Consider the following 22,074-nt stretch of genomic DNA (forward strand, 5'->3'; position numbering starts at 1 on the left):
CGTGTTTATGGCTACGTACAACCTTATTCCCGAACAAATCGAATTGGGCAAACGGCCCGCCGACGCGCCAACGTACCCAACGACGGCTGCCCCCCGCGAAGTCATCACGCAACGGCGCTGGACTAACACCCAGAACGTGCTCTTCCGCATCGCCTTTGTATTTTTTGTCGCCATGTCGTTGCCCAACGACTGGAGCTGGTATAAAAACGTGCTGTCGCTCAACTGGCTGCATTTGCACTACCGCGACCTTTACGACGTGGCCCGTTTTGGCTCCGGTCTCAATCTGTTTGGCAACCGGCTGTTCGGCTCTACGCTCAACGGTTACGCCACCTGGCTGATCACGCTGGCCTTTGCCATCGTAGCCGGTGGTGTCTGGACGGCGGTGGTAACCTGGCGAAAACGCGACGTGCTGAACTACGAATGGCTCTATTACTGGCTGCGGGTGGTGGTGCGCTACCGGGCGGGTATCGGCATCATCGGTTTTGGGTTTACCAAGCTCATGCCCACCCAGTTGCCCTATCCGTCGCTGGGTGTTCTCAACACTGACTTCGGCGACCTCACCGCCCAGAAAATCTACTGGCTAAGCATCGGCATTGTCCCCTGGTACGAGGTCTTCACGGGTGTGGTCGAAGTGGCAGCGGGAGCGCTGCTGTTTTTCCGGGCCACCACGTTCTGGGGTGCCGTGCTGCTTTGTGGTGCGCTCGCCGACATCGTGTATGTCAATCTCGCCTACGACGGAGGCGTGCACGTCTACAGTTCGTACTTCGTGCTGCTCAGCGCGTTTTTGCTGATTTATTACGTAAAAGACCTGTACAAACTGCTCATCGAGGAGCGGCTCACGGTACCCGCTTACTTCGCTCCCGTCTTTACCGGTTGGCAGCAATACGTGCGCGTCGGGTTGAAAACGGCCACAATCGGTATCTTCCTGGGCCTGCTTTTCTGGCTGCAATGGGTCAACTTCCGCTATGACCCCTACAAACAACCCGCCCAGAAGGGCCTGAAAGAACTGCGCGGCAACTATGCCGTGAGCGAGTTTAAACTCAACGGTCAGGCCTTGCCCGAATCGGCCACCGACACGACGCGCTGGCAGCAGGCGACCTTTGAAAACTGGACCACGCTGACCTTCAAAACGGCCAAACCTGTTGAACTCGACCTTTCCAACGGCGGCGGCGCGCCCATGCGCGACATCAATCGGACGTTTGAGCTGACGGGCGTAGCCGGTGGACAGCGCGTATTCTATTACGAGGCCGATACGGTGCATCACGTGCTGTACTTGCAGGATAAAAACCGGGGCGCCCGCAATGCCGAACGCGGCCCGCAGGAAAACCGGGAGTTTCTGGTCAACAACCGCGACCTCGGTGGGCAGGGAGCGCGCCCGGCCGGCCCCAACGAACCGTCGGCGAAAGCAGACAAAGCCACAGCCACGCGGGACTCACTGGAAGCGATTGCCTTCATTCCTAAAGACGTACAGGCCCTTATTGGCCCCGAAGATCCGAAGATTGACCCCATCGCTCGCTCGACGCGCCGGACCAAAGGCATCAAGGCCGAAAGCAAACCGACCAAACGCAACCGGATGGTGCTGGCCTACACCGTTCAGGATGGCGGCAACCGGGTTATTCTGCGGGGGTTAAACGAGCGTAGGGATTCGATCTACGTCGTGCTGGATCGTTACAAACGGAACTACGCCCTGTCGGAAAGCACACTTAAAGCTGGCCTCTATGAGTAAAGCGGTCTGGCTATCGACCACACTGACGCTGGGCTTGTGCGGCTGGATAACACCGCCACACAAGCCCAGCCACCTGGCTCAGGTACGTTTGGTAACCGACTCACTTCCCGCCCGATTCGGTTTTGGTAAACCCGCTTCATCAACACACATCGCTCAGCTCAGCACGGCCATTCGGCCCGACGGGCAGGGTTTACCAGCCGGATCGGGTACGGCGACCACCGGGGCTACGTTGTTTGCGGCCAAATGCGCCGCCTGCCACGGCCCCGGTGGTGTGGGCGGGCCGAACGGTTCGCTGGTGACCACCAACTCTACCGCAGGTAAACGCCCCGAAAAAACCATCGGCAACTACTGGCCTTACGCCACCACCGTCTTCGATTACATCCGGCGGGCCATGCCGTTCAATCAACCCGGCTCACTGACCGATAAGGAGGTCTACGCGCTAACGGCCTATCTGCTGCATGCCAACGGATTGATTGACGAAAAAACCGAATTGAACGCCCGCACTTTACCGACCGTAACGATGCCCGCCCAACCCCGCTTCGTTCCCGACGATCGGCGGGGCGGGCCCGAGATTCACTAGTACGCTATGGCTAACGAGCAACCCCGTAACAACACCCCGAAACTGACCCGCCGAACCCTACTGGGCGGTGCGGCCACCGCGGCCGTCGCCGTTGTTCAGACGTCGTTTACCCGAGGGCTACAGATTGGCCTGCCCGACGTACCCGACGACCCCACCAAGCAGATGGGTGTCCCGCCGGGGCAGGTGGGTACGCGCTCGGGCTTTGAAAAGCTGGTTAAGAGCCCGTCTGACATCTCGTCACGATCGCCTCTACAAGATTTCCACGGCATTATTACGCCCTCCGATCTGCACTTTGAACGGCACCACAACGGCGTTCCGGTCATCGATCCCGCAAAGTATGAACTGGTTATTCACGGGCTGGTCGAACGCCCCACGACGTTTTCGCTGGCCGATCTGAAGCGGTTTCCGGGCGTGTCGCGCATCGCGTTTCTGGAATGTTCGGGCAACTTTCGCACGGGTAAAGAGACCATGACCCCGCAGGACATCTGCGGACTGACCAGCCAAAGTGAATGGACGGGCGTTCGGCTGTCGACGCTATTTCGGGAGGCAGGGGTTAAACCGGGCGCAAGCTGGTTTCTGGCCGAAGGCGGCGATGCCGCCGTCATGACGCGGAGCATACCCGTTGCCAAGGGCTGGAACGACGCCATCATCGCCTACGCTCAGAACGGCGAGGCTCTCCGCCCCGAACAGGGCTATCCCGTGCGGCTGTTTCTGCCCGGCTGGGAAGGCAACGCCAGCGTAAAATGGCTCCGGCGGCTGGAGCTTGGCGATGCCCCCTGGCAAACGCGTGAAGAAACGGCCAAATATTCCGAAACCATCAAGGGCGGCAAAATCCGCCAGTTCAGCTTCGACATCGATGCGCGCAGCATCATTACGTACCCAGCCTATCCTGTTCAGGTGCAACGCGGCTGGATCGAAATTCGTGGGCTGGCCTGGAGTGGTCGCGGCAAGGTCGTTCGGGTGGAAGTCAGCACCGACGCCGGCAACAGCTGGCAACTGGCGCAGGTCGACGAGCCGGTACTCGACAAAGCGCATGTGCGATTCCGGCACCTGTGGCAGTGGAATGGGGCCGCCACCGAGATCATGAGCCGCGTGACCGACGAAACAGGCTACGTGCAGCCCACCTTTCGTCAGCTACTCGACGCCCGCGGGTCCGACATGGGTGGTTACCACCTCAACCCAATTACCAGCTGGCTGGTGAAGGCCGATGGGCAGGTCTTGCACAAACCGGAAAACTGGCGATAAGCGTCATTCATCCGATATACACAAACCCATTGCCCCAATCAGCGGGCTACAACCGTAAATAAGCTTCTTATGAGCGTACCAACAACCTTGCCGCAGGCGAGCCGTCGGGCACCACTTCTCACCGAAGACTGGACCGTGGTGGCGCTGGGGCTGCTGATTATTGCCGTTTCGCTGGCGGGCTTAATCGTTCCGGCACCGTCATTTGGCTGGAATCACCCGAACGAATTGCTCACGAAAGTCTTTGCACCCGGCAACCTGATGGCGGTGCTGGGGCAGTTTGTATTTACTTACAGTGTTGCGTTGGCGGGTGCGGCGCTGCTCCGCAAACCACTCCGCACCATGCTGCTGGGCTTCCCGGTCGTGTTTGGGCTGACCGTGGTGGCGCTTCTGCTCGCGGGCAATAAAACCCTGAAAGACCTCAACCTCGAAGCCGTCATTTTCAGCCTTACAATTGGTCTGGCCGTAGGAAATCTGGCCCGGCTTCCCGAGTGGCTCTCGGCGGCGCTGTCGACCGAACTCTGGGTAAAAATTGGGTTAGTGCTGCTGGGCACGAGTGTCATCTTCGGCGATATCCTGAAAGCCGGATCGCTAGGCCTGATACAGGCCCTGTTGGTGGTACTATCCGTCTGGTATTTTGCCTTTTGGGTGGCCAAACGCCTGAACGTCGATGAGGAGCTGACCATGATGCTGGCGTCGGCGGTGTCGATCTGTGGCGTATCCGCGGCCATTGCTACGTCAGGAGCCATTCAGGGCGATTCTAAAAAACTCTCCTACGTCATCTCGCTGGTGTTGATAACGGCCATTCCTATGATGTTGCTGATGCCCTGGGCCGCGCAGGGGCTGGGTCTCTCGCCCGAAGTGACGGGAGCCTGGCTGGGTGGTACCATCGACACAACGGGCGCGGTAGTCGCGTCGGGTTCGTTGGCGGGCGAAGCGGCCCTGAAAATCAGCACTATCGTTAAGTTCTCGCAGAACGTGCTGCTGGGCGTGGCGGCGTTTGCCATCAGCCTATACTGGACTTACACGAAAAAAGGAACGAACAACCCGGCTACCCAACAACCCACCGGCACCTCGGAGCAGTTCGGTCTTATCTGGGAACGCTTTCCCAAATTCATTCTCGGCTTTCTGGCGGCCTCCCTGCTGTTTTCATTTGTACTCCCTTCGACCGCGATCGCGTCGGTGAAAGACAGCCTAAAAAGCCTGCAAGGGCTGTGGTTTGCGTTGGCCTTCACCAGTATTGGGCTGGAAACCCGGTTTGCCGATCTCATCAACGCCGATAACCGACGGCCACTCTGGGCATTTCTGATCGCGCAGGGATTCAACATTGTTATCACCCTGGCCATCGCCTACCTGCTATTTGGCTAGATTTAACCACCCGTAGCGACTGTCTGTAGCCCCGGACCGAGTACCTTTAAACTGGCGCATGCTGCCAGACGTACCCAGCGAGTCGGGTGCTCGTTGTTTTACATCCTCTCTACATTTGTCAGCCAGTCCAACCCCGCCGAGTTTAGTGCGCGGCATTCGTCGATTCGACTTTATCGCGCTCATCATCAACATTACCATCGGCGCGGGTATTCTGGGCCTGCCCGCCAAACTGTACGATCTGGTCGGCACCTGGAGTCTGGTCGCGTATATCGTCAGTGCGGCCGTGGTCACGCTGATTATCCTGTGCTTTGCCGAGGTCAGCAGCCGGTTTAGCGGTACCGGTGGCCCCTACCTGTATGCCCGCGTTGCCTTCGGGCCACTGGTGGGTTTCGAAGTGGGCTGGCTGTTCTGGCTTTCCCGGATTGCCAGCTTTGCCTCGATCTGTAACCTCTTCGTCAGCTATGCCGCCCTGTTTCGACCGCAACTGGCTCAGGGTGTCGAACGAACGCTCCTGATGACTGGGCTTGTTGCCGGGCTGGCCTTACTCAATTATGTGGGTGTACAGCGGTCGGCTCGGGTCAACACGCTCTTTACCATTTGTAAGCTGCTGGCCATCGGCGGCTTTGCTCTTGGCGGCTTGTTTTTTGTACAGCCCACCGCCTTCAGCCTGCCTGCGCGGCCTGATTATGCGCCCTTTTCGAAGGCCGTTTTGCTATTGATATTCACCTTTTCGGGGTTCGATGTGGCCGCAATTCCGGCCGGTGAGGTGCAGCAGCCGCAACGCACGGTTCCCTTTTCGTTACTGGTGGCGATTGGTACGGTAGCCGTCCTCTTTATAGCCGTGCAGATCGTGTGCATCGGTACACTTCCGAATCTGGCGCAGTCGGAACGCCCGCTGGCCGATGCGGCCGGTCAGTTCATAGGCAGTACCGGGGCCTACGTGGTGAGTGTGGTTGCACTGCTGACGGCGCTGGGTACGCTCCACGCGCTGATGCTGACGGCCCCCCGCCTCCTGTATGCCATGGCTGAGCAAGAACAGCTCCCGCGCTGGCTGGCCGCTACACATCCCCGCTTTCACACGCCGCACCGGGCCATTCTGGTCACGGCGTCGCTACAGTTGGTGCTCGCCCTGACAGGTACGTTCCTGTATGCGCTAACCCTCAGCACGATCATTCGCCTGGCTTACTTTATCTTGACCAGCGCTGCCTTGCCAACGCTCCGCTGGCGCGACGCGCGACAAGGTGGCATGGATATGCCGACACTGCCACCAGCACAATTCCAGGTAGTGGGCGGCTGGGCAATCTCGGGACTAGCAGTACTGCTATCCCTTTGGCTGTTGAGCAATAGCTCGGCCCGTGAAGCCCGCGACGTAACGATCACCGGCGTTGCCGGGCTACTTATTTTTGTAGTCATGCGCCGGGTCAACCGCCCCGCCTGACCAGCCCCGACGTTGGCTTTTCTACTCTTGATATGCTTCATCAACCCATAACCGCCGTACCCAACCGAACCAGGGAGCGCCTTTGCGAGGTGGCTTGGTTTTCAGACCTGTGCGGCGAAGACACTGAGTTTCTGAGTATTCGCGACCCTGCCAAAGCAACCTTTAGCCACTGCCGCGATATCGCGCTGACAGCCGAGCGTCTGGGTTACAGTAACCTGCTGCTACCAACGTCATTTATGGTGGGGCAGGAAGTCATTCCTTTCGCCGCCGGGGTTGCACCAGCGCTGCACCGGATCAAGCTACTGACGGCAATTCGCTGCGGAGAGTTGCACCCGCCGATGCTGGCCCGTACGCTGGCCTCACTCGACCACATGCTTCAGGGTCGGCTGGCCATCAACATCATCAACTCCGACCTGCCGGGGTATCGGGAAGCGGCCGAACTGCGGTATCAGCGCTGCGCCGAAACGATTCAAATCCTGAAACAGGCCTGGACCCAACCCCGCATTGAGCACGATGGGCCCGTGTATGGCCGGATCAGCCTGGATGCGGCCCCCGCCAAACCCTACCACGACAACGGAGGACCCATGCTGTACTTTGGCGGTACATCAGACGGAGCCCGGGACCTCTGCGCCCGCTACTGCGACGTTTTTCTGATGTGGCCCGAGACGGAGGACATGCTCTACGAAACCATGCAGGACGTTGCTCGACGGGCCGCCGACTACGGCCGTACAATTGATTTTGGGTTACGCATTCATGTGATCGTGCGCGAAACGGAACAAGAAGCCCGGGCCTGGTCGCGGCACATCATGTCAAAATTTGACCCGGTTCGTGGACTGGCGCTAAAAAATGCGTCACAAAGCTCATGGTCGCTGGGGGTGCAACGGCAGAATCAACTACGTACCCAGTCCGATGCCGATGGCTTTGTTGAGCCGTTGCTCTGGACTGATATCGGCAAAACCCGCTCGGGCGCTGGCGGGGCGCTGGTAGGTAGCGCCGATCAGATCATCGACAAAATCAACCGCTACATGGACATGGGCATCCGGGCGTTTATTTTCTCGGGCTATCCGCTCATCGACGAAGCCGGCTGGTTTGCCCGGCTGGTATTGCCTCACCTACCCAACCGCCCGCTTCCGCCTAAGCGTTGACTCATATACTGGCGAGCCCGCCCAATTCGCAACCGTCTGTTGTAAGAGTAGTCAGCCAGAACGTCACGATTACCTGATTGCAAGGCGCGCATAAATCTGTACACCCTGCCCTACTAATTGGCCGTCCGTCTGTACTTTTGCGGCGGTATGAAACAGGCCTTGGTTTATCTCCTGCTTATTGCGACGATGCTCCCCAGCATCAGTCCGTGGGGAACCATTGCTTACTACCAGCTCAATAAGGATTACATCGCCCGCGTCCTCTGCGAAAACCGCAGCCGCCCCGATCTGCACTGCGACGGTAAATGTTACCTCGCCAAAAAGCTGAAAGCCCAGCAGGATCGGCAGGACAAGGAAACCACCGAACGGGTGCAGAAAATCCCTGCTCTCCAGCTGTTCTGGGACGATGTCATTGCCTTCTCATTCGCGCTAGCCGCCCCGGCCCGGCAACCCAAGCCCCGCTTCGCCTACGCGTTGGGTACGTATGGCGTTTGTCTGGCGCCCCCTTTTCATCCACCCGTCAGCCTGGCCTGATCCTTCTTTGCTACGGTTGCCTGTATAGGCTAACCTCGGCTCATGCTATCCTAGTGCAGGGTAGCCGCTCGCTGTATATCCGTCAGGTACGTTCAGGTACGTTGCCCTAGGCTCTTTCATGGCCTACAGGCAGCCTCATAGCGTGCTGTTCACAGGCTATCTCTCAGTCATGTGTTGCCGATTCGCAACCGCGAGTCAGGCCCTTCCCGCGCGTTCTTTTCCCGTTCACAATCAATTGCTTTTTCTTTCGTACCTAAATGATTACCAAGTCATTTGCTCAAATAATGGGCACCGCGCTCGTGGCCGGTGTACTGATGGTTTCCTGCTCAAAAGAGAGCGTCGACACGGTTGACCCCAACGTAAAAAACAGTGTGTCGCTTGATTTTGAGAATCGCGTCGGCGATCAAAAACTGGTGTTAAACACGCCTGCTTATAAAAATGCCGCGGGCGAACCGTTTGCCGTTACCAAAATCAACTATTTCGTCAGCAACATCGCGCTGAAAAACGAAAACGGCACCGTGCTGACATTCCCGAATCAGTATTTTCTGGTGCGGCAGACCGACGCCGGTTCGCAGAAGATCACGCTGAAAAACGTGCCGTCGGGTAACTACACCGAACTGTCGTTTATGGTTGGGGTCGATAGCCTCAAGAGCATCTCGCCGGTGGCCGAACGCACGGGCGTACTCGACCCTACCAGCTACGGCGACGATGGCATGTACTGGTCGTGGAATTCGGGCTACATCTTCATGAAACTGGAAGGTACCTCGACGGCAATCCCGACGACAGCCAGTGCCAATCAGGCGTTTGCGATCCACGTTGGCGGCTACGGTGGTGGCTGGAACGGCGCGGCCAAAACGGCCAACAACCTGCGCACCGTGACGGTTCCCATCGCAAACCCGGCCACCGTTCGCGGCAACATCGCGCCCGAAATTCACCTGTTTGCCAACGTGTTGACTATCTTCGACGGCCCCACCAAGATGAGCCTGGCCAAGACTAACGCCATCCACAGCCCGGCGGTGGCCGGGCCGGTGGCCGACAACTACAAGACCATGTTCCAGGTCGACCACGTCCACAACGAAAAACAGTAATGCCAGTGCCCCGGCCCGTAGTGGCCGGGGCCTTGCTGTTGCCTTATGCAAGCACACAAGCGCCTGTTTTCGATAGGCTGGTTTACAGTCGGTTGCCTCTCGCTGCTGGGTTGCCAGCCAACGGAGCCGACCGCCCAACCGGAGGTGTTGTTTCAGCAACCGGCCAACTTCCCGCAGCCGGTATATGCCCTTGAGCAGAACCAACCCACTGAAGCCGGTTTTCGGCTGGGGCGGGCCCTGTTCTACGACGCCCTGCTCTCGCGCGACGGCTCCATTGCCTGCGCCGAGTGCCACAATCAGGCCTACGCGTTTACGCACCATCAGCACGACGTGAGCCACGGCATCGACAACCGGGTGGGCACCCGCAACTCGCTGCCGCTTCAGAATCTGGCCTGGTCGTCTACATTCTTCTGGGACGGTGGCGTACACGACCTGGATCTGGTACCGATTGCGCCGATTGAGAACCCGTTGGAGATGGACGAACAATCGACGAATGTGATCACCAAATTGCGGAAGAGCACCAAATATCCACCGCTGTTCAAGGCGGCGTTCGGGACGGAAGCGATCAACGGCCCCCGCTTTTTGCAGGCGCTGTCGCAGTTTATGCTCACGCTGGTATCAGCCAATTCGCGGTACGACAAATGGGTCCGTAAGGAACCGGGCGGCACCCTTACCGACGACGAACGGGCGGGCCTCACAGCCTTCAAGGCCAAGTGCAGCGGTTGCCACGCGGGCGAGTTATTTACGGACAACAGCTTTCGCAACAACGGGCTGTTCATTCAGGGAAGTAACGATCTGGGGCGCGCGCACGTCACCGAGCTACCGCAGGACCGCTACCGGTTCAAGGTGCCCAGCCTGCGCAACGTGGAGAAGACATTGCCTTACATGCACGACGGCCGGTTCTATTCGCTCGAAGCCGTGCTGGACCATTACGCCGACAATGTGCAGCCGACCGAAAATCTCGACCCGCTGCTACAACCAGCAGGGCAGTTGAAGCCCGGTATCCCGCTGACTGCCAACGAGAAACGGCAGATTATCGCTTTTCTCAAAACACTTACCGACGATCAGTTTTTACGCGACTCCCGCTTTGTGGAGCCTTGATACACTTCGTATGAAACACTACTTCTTGATGCTGTTGCTGGGGTGCCTCGCCCTGCCAACGCAGGCCTGCGATCTGTGCGGCTGTAGCAACAGCGGCTCTTTTTTCGGTATTCTGCCACAGGCGCACCGCGGTTTTGTGGGGGTACGTTACCGCTATGGTTCCTACAACTCGCACCTGACCAGCCTGAACCTGAGCAGCCGCGAAACCTTCCGCACGACCGAGCTCTGGGGGCGTTTTTACCCGCTGAAACGAGTGCAGGTACTGGCCTTTGTGCCTTATCAGTTCAACGAACAGACGCTGCTCAAGACGGGGCAGAAATTGCCGTTGCGGGGGCTTGGCGACATATCGGCGCTGGTGCAGTATAACCTGCTGAACACGTTTATGGATACCGACGCCGTGCGGACGATCAACCACAACCTGCTGGTGGGCGGGGGCGTGAAACTGCCCACGGGCCGGTATCAGTACGACGAAAACAGCCTGACCGAGGTCGCCAACGCCAATTTCCAGCTGGGCACCGGCAGCACCGACTGGATGCTGAACGCCATCTATACGGCGCGCTATAAAAACTGGGGGGCCAACGCCGACGTCTCGTACCGGCTGACGGCGACTAACCCCAACGGGTACCGGTTTGGTAACCGGCTCAATGCCTCGGCCTCGGTGTTTTATTTGTCGAGTTTGGGGAGCCGGTCGATTATGCCCAACGCAGGTCTGTTTGTCGAGCAGGCCGGGCATGATAGCAATCAGGGCGTGCTGAATAAACAGACGGGCGGCTACGCGGCGCACCTCAATCTGGGCACCGAAGTGTATTTCAATAAAATCTCGGTAGGCGTAAGCTACCGACACCCCATCGCGCAACACCTGTCCGAAGGCGAGCTACGGGCCAACGACCAATTGAGTACGCACGTCACCTTCCTGTTTTAACATACCTTACCATGCAACACTTCATCGCGATTTGCCTGCTACTGTCAGGCACGTTGGCCCTTTCGCAGCCGACCCCTAAGAGCAAAAAAACACACAGTCACCCCTCACAGCCTACCAGCAAACTGGCCTCACCTGTCGACCCGGTTTGCCAGATGGCCGTAGCCGAGACGGTCGCCGACACCGCCCATTACGCGGGGAAACACTATGGTTTTTGCTCGAAACTGTGTAAAGAACGCTTCAAGCGGCAACCAACGGCTTATGTCAAACCCTGACCGCCTCCGTCAGTCTGAAGCAACCCCATTTTCTGCGCATCGATGAATTGGGCAGGCTAACGACTGCACCCTAATTACCGTTTTCGCCCACAAGCAAAATGAGACGTTACAAACCCTTGGTGGCCTGTCTGGCACTATGCCTGCTCACGGCCGCTTGTTCGCCGTACAGTACTGACAACGAGACGGTTACTCACCATGGCCACGTAGCTATGAGCACCGTTACGGAAGGGCCGGTAGCCGACCTGGAAAAAGAAGTGATGGCGCTGCACGACAGCATCATGCCCGCCATGAGTGAGCTGATCCAGTTGCGCAGGGCGGTAGCCGAGAAAATCGCCAAGGCTACCGGACCGACAAAAGACGAAGGGCTGACCATCGGCAGTCAGTTGCGGCAGGCCGACGACCACATGATGGGCTGGATGCATCGGTACAAAGGTGATACCCTGACCAAACTTAGCCAGGACAGCGCCCTAACGTACCTGAGAACCCAGCAAGCTGAGATCAGGCAGGTACGTGACCAGATGAAGAAAAGCATTGCCGCCGCTAAAACGTACACCGATTAGCCATGAACAATCTCCACAGCCCATGACTAATCGGTGTACGTTTTATATGTACGACGGCGCCCCCCCGGAAGGCTCAACTCATCGCCGACTTAGATCGGTTACAGGCCGAGTAGCCGTTGTTCACACGTACCGCCATTCAGCCTGTCAGCAGGTATGCCGGCCGACGGGCCAGAGAATAAGTATCCCGACGAAAACGCCTTAACGGTAGCGACTTACGTAGTACTTCACAAGTAAAATGGAGTGAGTATGCTCATCCCCTTCTATCTTCACGACGTATTTACTCAACACCTTCCCTACAGACAAGTCGCTTTCCATGATTCTTATTGTTGATGATAGGCGGGAAAATATCTTACCCTTAAAGAAGATTCTCGAACTACATCGGTTTGCTGTCGACACGGCTGAATCGGGCGAAGAAGCGCTTCGAAAAGTGCTTAGTACGGCCTACTCAGTTATCATTCTGGACGTACAGATGCCGGATATGGACGGCTTCGAAGTCGCCAACGCTATTGCCGGTTTCAGCAAAACGCGCGACACGTCCATCATCTTTCTGTCGGCGGTCAATACGGAAAAGCGCTTCATTACCAGAGGCTACACAGCCGGGGGCGTCGATTACCTGACCAAACCTTTCGACCCGGACATTCTGGTACTTAAGGTCAAAACGCTTCAGAAGCTGTACGAACAGCAACAGGAACTCCGGGCCACGCAGGAGTCACTTCGGGCCGAGGTGGCGGTACGCAAACAGGCTCAGCAGGAGCTGGCCGCGCAGGTGGCGCAACTACAGACCGTGCTGGCCTCGTTGCCGCAGATTGCCTTTACCACCACCGCAGGCGGTCAGCTCGAATACGTCAACGAGCACTGGTTTCGGTACGCCACTACGGCCACGGCTTTTCCCGACACCCACCCCGACGATGATACCTGGCGCCATTGGGAAGCAGCCCTGGCCAGCGGCACGGAGCTGGTTCGGGAGGTCCGCTTGAAGAACCGCACCACAGACACCTTTCAATACCATCTGTTGCGGGTGCTGCCCATCCGCCAGGACGGGGCGGTGATGCGCTGGATCGGTACGTTTACCGACATCCACGCGCAGAAACAAACCGCCGAACTGCTCGAACAGGAAGTAGCCCTACGTACCCACGAATTGCTGCTGAAAAACGGCGAGCTGGAGCGCACCAATCATGAATTACAGCAATTCACCTGGGTGGTGTCGCACGATCTGAAAGAGCCGTTGCGGAAAATTCAGTTGCTCAACGACACCATCAGGTCCCTATACCTGAAAGACAACCCCGAAGCGATCACCTACCTCGACCGGTCGATTCGGTCGTCGGCACGGATGACCAGCCTGATCAACGACCTGCTGACCTATTCGCAGCTGTCGGCACCCGAGCCGTTCCACCCTACCAACCTCAACGCGGTCGTCGATGAACTGCTGGTGGACTACGACGACGTGATCAGCCGCAAGGGGGCGACCGTTTCGGTGGGGGCGCTCCCCGTTATCGACAGCATTCCGACGCGTATCCGGCAGGTGTTTCAGAACCTACTGGGCAATGCCCTCAAATTTGCCCGACCGGGCGTGCCGCCCCGCATCCGCATCAGCGCCGAACGCATTGATACCAAAGCCATCGACGGGCAACCCACGCCCGACGGCCCCTTTTGCCGTATTGTGGTGCAGGACAACGGCATCGGCTTCGATCAGAAATTCGCAGATCAGATCTTTGTCATTTTCAAGCGGTTGCACACCCAAAGCACCTACGAAGGCACGGGCATTGGGCTGGCTATCGCCAAAAAGAATGTCGACAAACACCACGGCCTGATCGAGGCCCGCAGCCAGGTCGGCGAGGGGGCCACCTTCATCGTGGTTCTGCCCGTCAGGCAGCCAGCGCTCACCTCCGACGGTAGCAGTTCCTAGACGCTTATCACCTCTTTCTTATGCCGCAATTAGCCAACTCGGTTATTCGACAACTTCAGGTTGTTTTCTCCGTCTCCACAGTACTGCTGCTGATTAGCCTGATGGCGTCGTTTTACAGCATTCGGCAGCTGATCAACAACTCGCAGTTGGTCAATCATACCAATCAGGTACTGCTCGAATCGGAGAATATTATTTCGTACATGAAAGATGCGGAAACCGGGCAGCGGGGTTACCTCGTGACGCTCAACCGCAGCTTTCTGCAACCGTATACCGGCAGTTACGAAAAGGTGCAGAACAGCTATGAAGAGCTGCGCACCCTCACGCGCGACAACGACGTGCAGCAGCAAGCACTGACTGAAATCAAGGCCCTGTATGACGCCAAATTTGCGCAGATGCGGCGCACTATCGAACTGACCGAGCGCAACCCCTATTTCGGCCGGGATACCGTGAACCGTAACAAAGAAATGCTGCGTGGCAAAACGATTATGGACGACCTGCGGATGAAGATCAACCGGATGAAAATGGAAGAGCAGACGTTGCTCAAACGCCGGACCGATCAGCAGCAGACTTACATTGTCTTCACGCCTTACCTGCTGATTCTCTCGGCCATTATCTCCATCCTGATCACCGCCTTTGCGTATGTCCGCATTAAACGGGATATGGATGCCCGGCTGGCGCAACAACTGGCCGCCGAAGCCGAATACCGCCGAACCAGCCACCGCATCACGGTGATGGAAGGCATCACCCGCCAGATTGCCGACGGCCACTACGACGTGCGCAGCACCGACGAACAGGACGATGAACTGGGCCGGATTGCCAAAGCGCTCAACGGTATGGCCGCCTCCCTCGAACAGACGTTTACCGACCTGAAAACCAAAAACTGGCTGCAACAGGGGGTGGTGGCCCTGGGCGAGGCTATTCGGGGCGAAAAAGGGCTGGGTCAGCTGGGGGCCCGCCTCATCGACGCCATTGCCAACTACCTGCAAGCACCGCTGGGTACGTTGTACCTGACCGATACCGACGGCACCTTCAAACTGGCAGGCAGCTACGCGGCGCAACAGGCACCGCCCACCGTGCAGACCGGCGTAGGGCTGGTTGGGCAAGCCATCGCCACCCAGAAAACCATGATCGTATCGGGCTTGCCTGCCGATTACAGCCCGGTTAATTCATCGCTGGGCGCTACCCCGCCGAATACCGTGCTGATCACGCCGCTGGTTTACGACGGCACCTGCGTGGGAGCCGTTGAGGTGGGGCTATTGCGCCAGCCTACCGAGCAGGAAGTCCATTTCCTGGAGCAGAACAGCGAAATGATGGCCATTGGCGTCAATGCCACGCTCGATTTCATCCGGCTCCAGAGTCTGCTGGAAGAGACCCAGGTGCAGGCCGAAGAATTGCAGGTGCAGCATTCGGAGATGGAAAACCTCAACGCCGAACTGGAAATGCAGGCCCAGAAACTACAGGCGTCGGAAGAAGAACTGCGTGTGCAGCAGGAAGAGTTGCAGCAAACCAACACCGAGCTCGCAGAACGGGGTATGCTGCTGGAAGAACGCAACAGCGACATCCAGAAAAAGGCCGACGAACTGGAGCTTGCCACCCGCTATAAGTCGGAGTTCCTGGCCAATATGTCGCATGAACTGCGCACACCGCTCAACTCCATTTTGCTGCTGAGCCGCCTGCTGGCCGAAAACAACGAAGAAAATCTGACCGACGATCAGGTCGAATACGCCAAGGTGATTCAGGGATCGGGCAACGGGTTACTGGGGCTCATCGACGAGATTCTTGACCTGTCGAAGATCGAGGCAGGGCAGATGAAACTCGACTTCCAGGAGGTAGCCGTCACCGACGTCACCGACGAATTACAGGCCCTCTTTGGCCTGCTCGCTAAAGAAAAAGGGCTTGAGTTCGCGATTAACGTGGCTCCCGACGTACCCAGCCCGATCGAAACCGACCGGATGCGCCTGGGGCAGATCCTGAAAAACCTGCTTTCCAACGCCCTCAAGTTTACGGCGGCGGGCCATATCGGCCTGTCGATCAGCCGCGAAAGGCCCGGTGCCAACGTACTCTGCTTCGCCGTGTCAGATACCGGCATCGGGATTCCGCCCGAGAAACAACCACTGGTGTTTGAAGCCTTCCAGCAGGCCGACGGCTCCACCAAACGGAAATACGGCGGCACGGGACTGGGCCTGTCGATCAGCCGCGAACTGGCCAAGCTACTCGGCGGCGACCTGACGCTAAAAAGCACCGTGGGCGAAGGCAGCGAGTTTACGCTTCGGCTACCCCTCACCACCGACGTACTCGTTACATTACCCGCTCAACCGATTCAGCCCGCCTTCCCGGCACCGGCCACGCCCACACCGCCGCCCACCGAGAGCGCACCGGCCCAACCCGACCGACGCTACATTAGCCCGACCATCCCGGAAGCCATTCCCGACGATCGGGCCACCATTGCCGAAGGCGATAAGATCATCCTGATCATTGAAGATGACACCAGCTTTGCCAAGTCGCTGCTCGACTACGCCCGCCGCAAAGGCTACAAAGGGCTGGTGTCGGTGCGGGGCGACGAAGGTCTGAAATTGGCGGCGCAGTACAAACCCCTGGGCATTCTGCTCGACATTCAGTTGCCCATTATGAGTGGCTGGGAGGTTATGGACGCGCTGAAAGCCGACCCACGTACCCGGCCCATTCCGGTGCACATCATGTCGTCGCACAAGCTGAAAACCGAAAGCCGGCTGAAGGGCGCCATCGATTTCGTGGATAAACCAATGGCCTTCGAGCAGTTGCAGGAAGTCTTCCAGAAGATCGAATACGTACTCGATCGCGACCCCAAAAAGGTGCTGATCATCGAAGACAACCCCAAACACGCCAAAGCGCTGGCTTATTTCCTCGAAACCTTCAACATCAACTCGGAGCTGAAAAGCAACATCAACGAGGGGATCGACGCGCTGAAACGCAACGAGGTCGACTGCGTGATTCTCGACATGGGCATTCCCGATCACAAGGCCTACGAAACCCTCGAAGTCGCCAAGAAGAATCCGGGGCTCGAGAACCTGCCCATCATCATTTTCACGGGCAAGAGCCTGTCGATGACCGAGGAGTTGAAGATCAAGCAGTATGCCGATTCCATTATCGTGAAGACGGCCCACTCCTACCAGCGAATGCTCGACGAGGTATCGCTGTTCCTGCACCTGGTCGAAGAAAACAAGCAGGCAGCAAACAACGGCCCCACCAAAAAACTGGGGGCGCTCACCCAGGTGCTCAACGGAAAAACCGTGCTGGTGGCCGACGACGACGTGCGGAATATCTTCTCGCTGTCGAAAGCGCTGGAGCAGTACAACATGACGGTCATTCCGGCGCTGGACGGCAAGGAAGCCCTGCAAAAACTTCGCGAAAACCCGAACGTCGGCATCGTGCTGCTCGACATGATGATGCCGCAGATGGACGGCTACGAAACCGCCCGGACAATTCGGGAGCATTACCAGTGGAAAAACCTGCCAATCATTGCCGTAACGGCCAAAGCCATGATGGGCGACCGCGAAAAATGCATCGAAGCCGGTGCGTCTGACTACATCACCAAACCGGTCGACATCGATCAGCTCGTATCGCTGCTGCGTGTCTGGCTGTATGACCGGCCCTAAGCCCTGCAAACCATATGAGCAAAAAACGAGTCTTGATTATCGACGACGACGCGCGGAATATCTTCGCCCTGACCGCCACGTTGCGGGCCAAAGGATTCGATTGTCTGTCGAGCCTGAATGCGCGGGACGCCCTCACGATGTTACAAACAGATGAGGTCGTCGACGCCATCCTGATCGACATGATGATGCCTGATATGGATGGCTACGAAGCCATTCCGCGCATCAAAAATATCGACAGTCGCCGTCAGACCCCGATTATTGCCGTAACGGCGCAGGCGATGGTGGGCGACCGCGAAAAGTGCCTGCAGGCGGGAGCTACGGATTATGTTGCCAAACCGATCGACGTGGATCGGCTGTTGAGTTTGTTGCCACGTAGTTAACGAGGAGTATGATTGAGGAGGAACAAGTCGATTTATTGCTAACAGACGTCATGGACTTGTCGGGGTATGATTTTACCCGATACACGCGGGCTTCGCTGAAACGGCGGATCAACCGGTTGTGGCTGCTCGACAAGTTTCCCAGTTTTGCCGAACTGCGCTACCGGGTACGTTCCGACGCCGACTACCTGAAGCGCTTCGTGGCCGAGCTGACGGTGAACGTCACCGAGATGTTTCGCGACCCGGCCTTCTACAAATGCCTGCGCACGGAGGTACTGCCCACGCTTACGGCCAAACCATTCATCCGGATCTGGCACGCGGGCTGTTCCACCGGTGAAGAAGTGTTCTCGATGGCCATTCTGCTGCGCGAAGCCGGCCTGCTGCACAAAGCGCTGCTCTATGCCACCGACCTGAATCCCGACGTGCTGGCGGCGGCGAGCAAAGGCATTTTTGCGCTGTCGAACATGAAGCAGTATTCGGAAAATTACCAGCTGTCGGGTGGCACTCGGGATTTTTCAACCTACTACACGGCGCATTATGGGCACGCCAAGTTCGACGAAGAGCTAGCCACGCGCATGGTCTATTCTACCCACAACCTGGTATCCGACGGTTCGTTCAACGAGTTTGACCTCATCTTGTGCCGTAACGTACTGATTTACTTCGACAAAGACCTGCAACAGCGGGTACTGACGCTGTTCGACGACAGCCTGAGTGCCCTCGGCTATCTGGCACTGGGCGCTAAAGAAACGCTCCGTTTTTCGAGCATTCAGGCGAAATACAAGCAGTTGGGCAGTGAAAAAATATGGCGGAAAGTGGGGTGATGGAGCGTATAGTAAAACCGGGTTATCGAGTCATTGTGATTGGCGGATCGACGGGTAGCATCGACGTGCTGCTTCAGTTGCTGCCTGCCTTACAGCTGCCCCTGTCGATGGGCATCGTGGTTGTCGTACATCGCAAAAACACCGCCGACTCCACCCTCGCCGAACTGCTGGCGCTTCGCACGAAGCTACCCGTTCAGGAAGCCGACGAAAAAACCGAATTGTTGCCGGGCCACATCTACCTCGCCCCGGCCGATTATCACCTGCTGTTGGAACGCGACGGCACCTTCTCACTCGACGACTCCGAAAAAGTCCACTACAGCCGCCCCGCCATCGACGTCACCTTCGAGTCGCTGGCCGATAGCTATGGCTCGTCGGTAGTAGGCGTATTACTGTCGGGGGCCAACGCCGATGGCACCGAAGGCCTCAACGCCATCAAACGGGCGGGCGGCCTGGCTATAGTTCAGCACCCTGATACGGCGCAGGTAGGTTACATGCCTCAGCAGGCGATCGAGCGCGTCGCCGTCGACGCCCTGCTGAACGTACCTGAACTAGCTGACTTCATCAATCAGCTCAACGCCCAAAACCAGCAGGCTACGTAAACGCGCTGACTAGCTTCTGTAACTTTAACTGAACGTTGAGACTCTATACGTACCATTTGGACTAATCTCGATCACTATATTTGAATACTATCAGGTAAAGTGTATCGTTATGAAGAGCAATTTTACGGGGTTTCGGTACGCATATAGTATAGTTTACCTATGTATTTTAGTGATTTTATACTTGGTAATTGGTTGTACAACTAAGAAAAATGACTGGCAAATTACGCTGCCCGGTGTGCAGGCCACCTCGTCGCCGCGCGTTGCCGATCTGACAGGCGATGGCATTGGCGACATCGTTCTGGGTGGCGGCGGGCCCGAATGGGCTCATTCCGATTCGGCGGTGCTTGCCTTCGACGGCCGGGATGGGCATTTGCTCTGGCACACGCCGGGCCGCAACCAGATTTTTGGCTCAGCTACGTTTCTCGACATCAACCGCGACCACACGCCCGATGTCATCATCGGTGGCCGTTCTGCCGAGTTACAGGCGATCGACGGCAAAACGGGCCACCTCATCTGGGAATTTTTTACCGCTACCGATAGCATGGCCCACAAACGGGCGGGTTGGTTTAACTTCACCAATGGGCAGCTCATTCCCGATCAGGACGCCGACGGCCTCGACGACCTGCTGATTGCCAACGGCGGCGACGCCAGCATCATGGACACCAAATCGCCCCGGCCCGTTGGTCGCCTGTTGCTCCTGAGCACGCGCACGGGCAAGGTGCTGCACGAAGCGCGCGTTCCTGACGGGAAAGAAACCTATTGCTCGCCCGTGGTGGTCAAACGAGGGACCGACCCCGCCCAATGGCTGGTGCTGATCGGCACGGGCGGCGAAGCCATTGGCGGTTGCCTGTATAAGGCTACGCTGGGTGATCTTTTTCACAACGATTTGTCGAACGCCCGGCCGTTGGTGGCCGAAGCCCGGAAAGGGGTGGTGGCCCCTCCGCTGGTCTGCGACCTCAACCGGGACGGCACGCCCGATTACCTCGTTACGACGGTAGCGGCGCGCACCCTGGCTATCGATGGTAAAACCGACCGGGTACTCTGGACCTTTTCGGCGCCCAGCGCCGAAACCTACAGCATGCCCGCCGTGGGTTACTTCACTGGCAACGACTCCATCCCGGATTTCTTTGTCTCGTATGCCGTAGGAACGTACCCGGTTTATGGGCGGGGCATTCAGTTTCTACTCGACGGAGCCACGGGGCGGCCAGTGCATGAATACGCCACGATGGGGTTCTCCTATGGCTCGCCCCTCACGCTCGACATGAACGACGATGGCTTCGACGACGTGGTGCTGAACGTGAACGAAGATGATGATCCGCACGGGCCGCAGTCGAAAGTAGAGAGCAAACTCATTGGGTTCGATATCAAAAACAACACCCAATCGCGGATCAGCGACGCTCTGCCCGGCGCCAATTTTGCCATCACGCCCTACATCGGCGACCTCGACAACGACGGCTCGGTTGATGTGCTGTATGGGGCGTTGGGGGCCACGTCGGTTAGCTACCCCGGCGTGGATGTTATGCGCCCACTGCCGGCACCCGTCACCTACTTTGCCCGCCGGTCGCTGAGTGGCTTACCCGCCAAAACCGTTCGTTGGGGGGCTTATATGGGCGACAAAGGCGACGCCTGTTTCACCAATTGACTCTTTCCGGGTACGTTCGGACGGTTCGCTGGCCGCTAAGCGATCAGTGTAGAATGGCGAAGACCAGTTCTTTCAGGATGTCGGCTTCGCTCATCGTGGCCGCGTCGATGCCTTTGCTCTGGGCGTCGGCGCGGCGGATGGCATGGATAATATCGGCCACTTTCACCATCGGGTACGTTCGGGCGGCAGCCAGGTAATCTTTGACAAAAAACGGGTTCACACCCAGCACCGGCGCCAGCCCGCGTTCGCTCTGATCTTTGCTCGCCTGTACCAGCAACACCCGGCTGAAATACTGATACAACTGCGCCAGCACCACCACGGCGGGGTTGTCTTTGGCGTTCTTCCCGAAATAATCGACAATGCGGTTGGCTTTCACCACGTCGCGCTGCGTGAGCGCTTTCTGAAGTTCGAATACGTTGTACTCCTTGCTGATGCCCACCAGCCGCTCGACGGTCGTGGCCGAAATCTCTTCATCGACGCGCAGGTTCAGCAGGATTTTGTCGACCTCGCCCGCCATGCGTTTCAGGTCGTTACCGATGGCGTCGACTAGTAGCTGGCAGGCTTTCGGACTGATTTTGGCACCCCGCCCGCGGCAATACTCACCCACCCAATCGACCAGCTTGTTATCATATAACTTCTTGGCGTTCAGCAATATTCCTTTACTGGCAAACGCCTTTACCCAAGCTTTGCGCTCGTCGAGTGGCTCGTTGTGGAAGATTGCCAGCACGGTACTGCCCAGCGGTTCCATGGCGTAGCTTTCGAGCAGTTGCTGCCCCGGCTTTTCCTTGATACCCGCCAGTTGCTGCGCCTCTTTGACCACTACCAGCTGCCGCTCGGCCATAAACGGGTAGCGGCGGGCATTGTTGAGCACGGCCCCCACGTCGGCGTCTTTTCCGAACAGCACAAACTGGTTGAAACCCCGCTCGGCCACCGGCACGACCACCTTTTCCAGCTCGTCGGCGATGCGATCGAGGTAATAGGGCTCGTCGCCATGAATGAGGTAAACGGGCGCAATGCGCTTATTGCGGATGTCTTTCAGAACGGTGTCGACGGTGGCACTCAAGGCAGTAACGGCTAACAGGTGGTGCACCAACCGGGCACCGGGCTGCAAAGATACGCGG

The 22,074-nt window shown here is 57.8% G+C and carries 19 protein-coding genes; 18 read left to right on the top strand and 1 reads right to left on the bottom strand.

The genetic code is table 11. The features are described 5' to 3' along the window. Window positions 1-7: 7 nt before the first annotated feature. The 18 genes from ACAW74_RS23020 (at window position 8) to ACAW74_RS23105 (ending at window position 20,953) form a co-directional block, all read left to right on the top strand. Window positions 8-1,726, top strand: a complete 1,719-nt coding sequence (locus tag ACAW74_RS23020) for a hypothetical protein (RefSeq protein ID WP_370700597.1) — start codon at window positions 8-10, stop codon at window positions 1,724-1,726. Next, window positions 1,719-2,306 carry a c-type cytochrome gene (locus ACAW74_RS23025; protein ID WP_370700598.1) on the top strand — a complete coding sequence of 196 codons (588 nt, stop codon included), beginning with the start codon at window positions 1,719-1,721 and terminating at the stop codon, window positions 2,304-2,306. The genes ACAW74_RS23020 and ACAW74_RS23025 overlap by 8 nt, the downstream gene beginning before the upstream one ends. A 6-nt stretch (window positions 2,307-2,312) precedes the next feature. After that, window positions 2,313-3,551: a sulfite dehydrogenase gene (soxC, locus tag ACAW74_RS23030; RefSeq protein WP_370700599.1), complete on the top strand. Its 1,239-nt coding sequence runs from the start codon at window positions 2,313-2,315 to the stop codon at window positions 3,549-3,551. A 69-nt stretch (window positions 3,552-3,620) separates the two neighbouring features. After that, window positions 3,621-4,916 (top strand): YeiH family protein, encoded by a 1,296-nt coding sequence (locus tag ACAW74_RS23035; protein WP_370700600.1) that lies wholly within the window; start codon window positions 3,621-3,623, stop codon window positions 4,914-4,916. A gap of 115 nt (window positions 4,917-5,031) precedes the next feature. Continuing rightward, window positions 5,032-6,354, top strand: a complete 1,323-nt coding sequence (locus ACAW74_RS23040; RefSeq protein WP_370700601.1) for an APC family permease — start codon at window positions 5,032-5,034, stop codon at window positions 6,352-6,354. A 32-nt stretch (window positions 6,355-6,386) separates the two neighbouring features. Continuing rightward, window positions 6,387-7,499, top strand: a complete 1,113-nt coding sequence (locus ACAW74_RS23045) for an LLM class flavin-dependent oxidoreductase (RefSeq protein ID WP_370700602.1) — start codon at window positions 6,387-6,389, stop codon at window positions 7,497-7,499. A gap of 147 nt (window positions 7,500-7,646) precedes the next feature. Next, complete coding sequence (locus tag ACAW74_RS23050) at window positions 7,647-8,030, top strand: hypothetical protein (protein WP_370700603.1); 384 nt, start codon at window positions 7,647-7,649, stop codon at window positions 8,028-8,030. A gap of 257 nt (window positions 8,031-8,287) precedes the next feature. After that, window positions 8,288-9,118: an MbnP family protein gene (locus ACAW74_RS23055; protein WP_370700604.1), complete on the top strand. Its 831-nt coding sequence runs from the start codon at window positions 8,288-8,290 to the stop codon at window positions 9,116-9,118. A gap of 45 nt (window positions 9,119-9,163) precedes the next feature. Next, the gene (locus ACAW74_RS23060) at window positions 9,164-10,219 is read left to right on the top strand and encodes a cytochrome-c peroxidase (protein WP_370700605.1); all 1,056 of its coding nucleotides are present in this window, start codon (window positions 9,164-9,166) and stop codon (window positions 10,217-10,219) included. Between the two features lie 10 nt (window positions 10,220-10,229). Then, on the top strand, window positions 10,230-11,141 hold the full coding sequence (locus ACAW74_RS23065) for a hypothetical protein (RefSeq protein ID WP_370700607.1): 912 nt from the start codon (window positions 10,230-10,232) through the stop codon (window positions 11,139-11,141). An 11-nt stretch (window positions 11,142-11,152) separates the two neighbouring features. Further along, a complete protein-coding gene (locus tag ACAW74_RS23070) occupies window positions 11,153-11,413 on the top strand; it encodes a YHS domain-containing protein (RefSeq protein WP_370700608.1) in 261 nt (86 codons plus the stop codon). Window positions 11,414-11,622: 209 nt separating this feature from the next. Beyond that, window positions 11,623-11,973 carry a hypothetical protein gene (locus tag ACAW74_RS23075; RefSeq protein ID WP_370700609.1) on the top strand — a complete coding sequence of 117 codons (351 nt, stop codon included), beginning with the start codon at window positions 11,623-11,625 and terminating at the stop codon, window positions 11,971-11,973. Between the two features lie 313 nt (window positions 11,974-12,286). Continuing rightward, a complete protein-coding gene (locus tag ACAW74_RS23080; protein ID WP_370700610.1) occupies window positions 12,287-13,879 on the top strand; it encodes a response regulator in 1,593 nt (530 codons plus the stop codon). 20 nt (window positions 13,880-13,899) lie between these two features. Continuing rightward, window positions 13,900-17,514 carry a response regulator gene (locus tag ACAW74_RS23085; protein WP_370700611.1) on the top strand — a complete coding sequence of 1,205 codons (3,615 nt, stop codon included), beginning with the start codon at window positions 13,900-13,902 and terminating at the stop codon, window positions 17,512-17,514. 14 nt (window positions 17,515-17,528) lie between these two features. After that, window positions 17,529-17,894: a response regulator gene (locus tag ACAW74_RS23090; RefSeq protein ID WP_370700612.1), complete on the top strand. Its 366-nt coding sequence runs from the start codon at window positions 17,529-17,531 to the stop codon at window positions 17,892-17,894. Window positions 17,895-17,902: 8 nt separating this feature from the next. Continuing rightward, window positions 17,903-18,712, top strand: a complete 810-nt coding sequence (locus ACAW74_RS23095; protein ID WP_370700613.1) for a CheR family methyltransferase — start codon at window positions 17,903-17,905, stop codon at window positions 18,710-18,712. Next, window positions 18,712-19,311 (top strand): chemotaxis protein CheB, encoded by a 600-nt coding sequence (locus ACAW74_RS23100; protein ID WP_370700614.1) that lies wholly within the window; start codon window positions 18,712-18,714, stop codon window positions 19,309-19,311. Before ACAW74_RS23095 ends, ACAW74_RS23100 begins: the two co-directional genes overlap by 1 nt. 235 nt (window positions 19,312-19,546) lie before the next feature. Further along, window positions 19,547-20,953 carry a hypothetical protein gene (locus ACAW74_RS23105; RefSeq protein ID WP_370700615.1) on the top strand — a complete coding sequence of 469 codons (1,407 nt, stop codon included), beginning with the start codon at window positions 19,547-19,549 and terminating at the stop codon, window positions 20,951-20,953. A gap of 43 nt (window positions 20,954-20,996) precedes the next feature. On the opposite strand, the gene holA is transcribed toward ACAW74_RS23105, so the two are convergent. Beyond that, window positions 20,997-22,016, bottom strand: a complete 1,020-nt coding sequence (gene holA, locus ACAW74_RS23110) for a DNA polymerase III subunit delta (protein WP_370700903.1) — start codon at window positions 22,014-22,016, stop codon at window positions 20,997-20,999. Window positions 22,017-22,074 lie beyond the last annotated feature (58 nt).

Origin of the sequence: Fibrella musci, from assembly GCF_041321105.1 — a bacterium.
GTDB lineage: Bacteria > Bacteroidota > Bacteroidia > Cytophagales > Spirosomataceae > Fibrella > Fibrella musci.

What these genes read in the sequence shown, in the direction of transcription:
- ACAW74_RS23020 (WP_370700597.1), top strand. Translation starts at nt 8, where the DNA reads ATGGCTACGTACAACCTTATTCCCGAACAAATCGAATTGGGCAAACGG.
- ACAW74_RS23025 (WP_370700598.1), top strand. Translation starts at nt 1,719, where the DNA reads ATGAGTAAAGCGGTCTGGCTATCGACCACACTGACGCTGGGCTTGTGC.
- soxC (WP_370700599.1), top strand. Translation starts at nt 2,313, where the DNA reads ATGGCTAACGAGCAACCCCGTAACAACACCCCGAAACTGACCCGCCGA.
- ACAW74_RS23035 (WP_370700600.1), top strand. Translation starts at nt 3,621, where the DNA reads ATGAGCGTACCAACAACCTTGCCGCAGGCGAGCCGTCGGGCACCACTT.
- ACAW74_RS23045 (WP_370700602.1), top strand. Translation starts at nt 6,387, where the DNA reads ATGCTTCATCAACCCATAACCGCCGTACCCAACCGAACCAGGGAGCGC.
- ACAW74_RS23050 (WP_370700603.1), top strand. Translation starts at nt 7,647, where the DNA reads ATGAAACAGGCCTTGGTTTATCTCCTGCTTATTGCGACGATGCTCCCC.
- ACAW74_RS23055 (WP_370700604.1), top strand. Translation starts at nt 8,288, where the DNA reads ATGATTACCAAGTCATTTGCTCAAATAATGGGCACCGCGCTCGTGGCC.
- ACAW74_RS23060 (WP_370700605.1), top strand. Translation starts at nt 9,164, where the DNA reads ATGCAAGCACACAAGCGCCTGTTTTCGATAGGCTGGTTTACAGTCGGT.
- ACAW74_RS23065 (WP_370700607.1), top strand. Translation starts at nt 10,230, where the DNA reads ATGAAACACTACTTCTTGATGCTGTTGCTGGGGTGCCTCGCCCTGCCA.
- ACAW74_RS23070 (WP_370700608.1), top strand. Translation starts at nt 11,153, where the DNA reads ATGCAACACTTCATCGCGATTTGCCTGCTACTGTCAGGCACGTTGGCC.
- ACAW74_RS23075 (WP_370700609.1), top strand. Translation starts at nt 11,623, where the DNA reads ATGAGCACCGTTACGGAAGGGCCGGTAGCCGACCTGGAAAAAGAAGTG.
- ACAW74_RS23080 (WP_370700610.1), top strand. Translation starts at nt 12,287, where the DNA reads ATGATTCTTATTGTTGATGATAGGCGGGAAAATATCTTACCCTTAAAG.
- ACAW74_RS23085 (WP_370700611.1), top strand. Translation starts at nt 13,900, where the DNA reads ATGCCGCAATTAGCCAACTCGGTTATTCGACAACTTCAGGTTGTTTTC.
- ACAW74_RS23090 (WP_370700612.1), top strand. Translation starts at nt 17,529, where the DNA reads ATGAGCAAAAAACGAGTCTTGATTATCGACGACGACGCGCGGAATATC.
- ACAW74_RS23095 (WP_370700613.1), top strand. Translation starts at nt 17,903, where the DNA reads ATGATTGAGGAGGAACAAGTCGATTTATTGCTAACAGACGTCATGGAC.
- ACAW74_RS23100 (WP_370700614.1), top strand. Translation starts at nt 18,712, where the DNA reads ATGGAGCGTATAGTAAAACCGGGTTATCGAGTCATTGTGATTGGCGGA.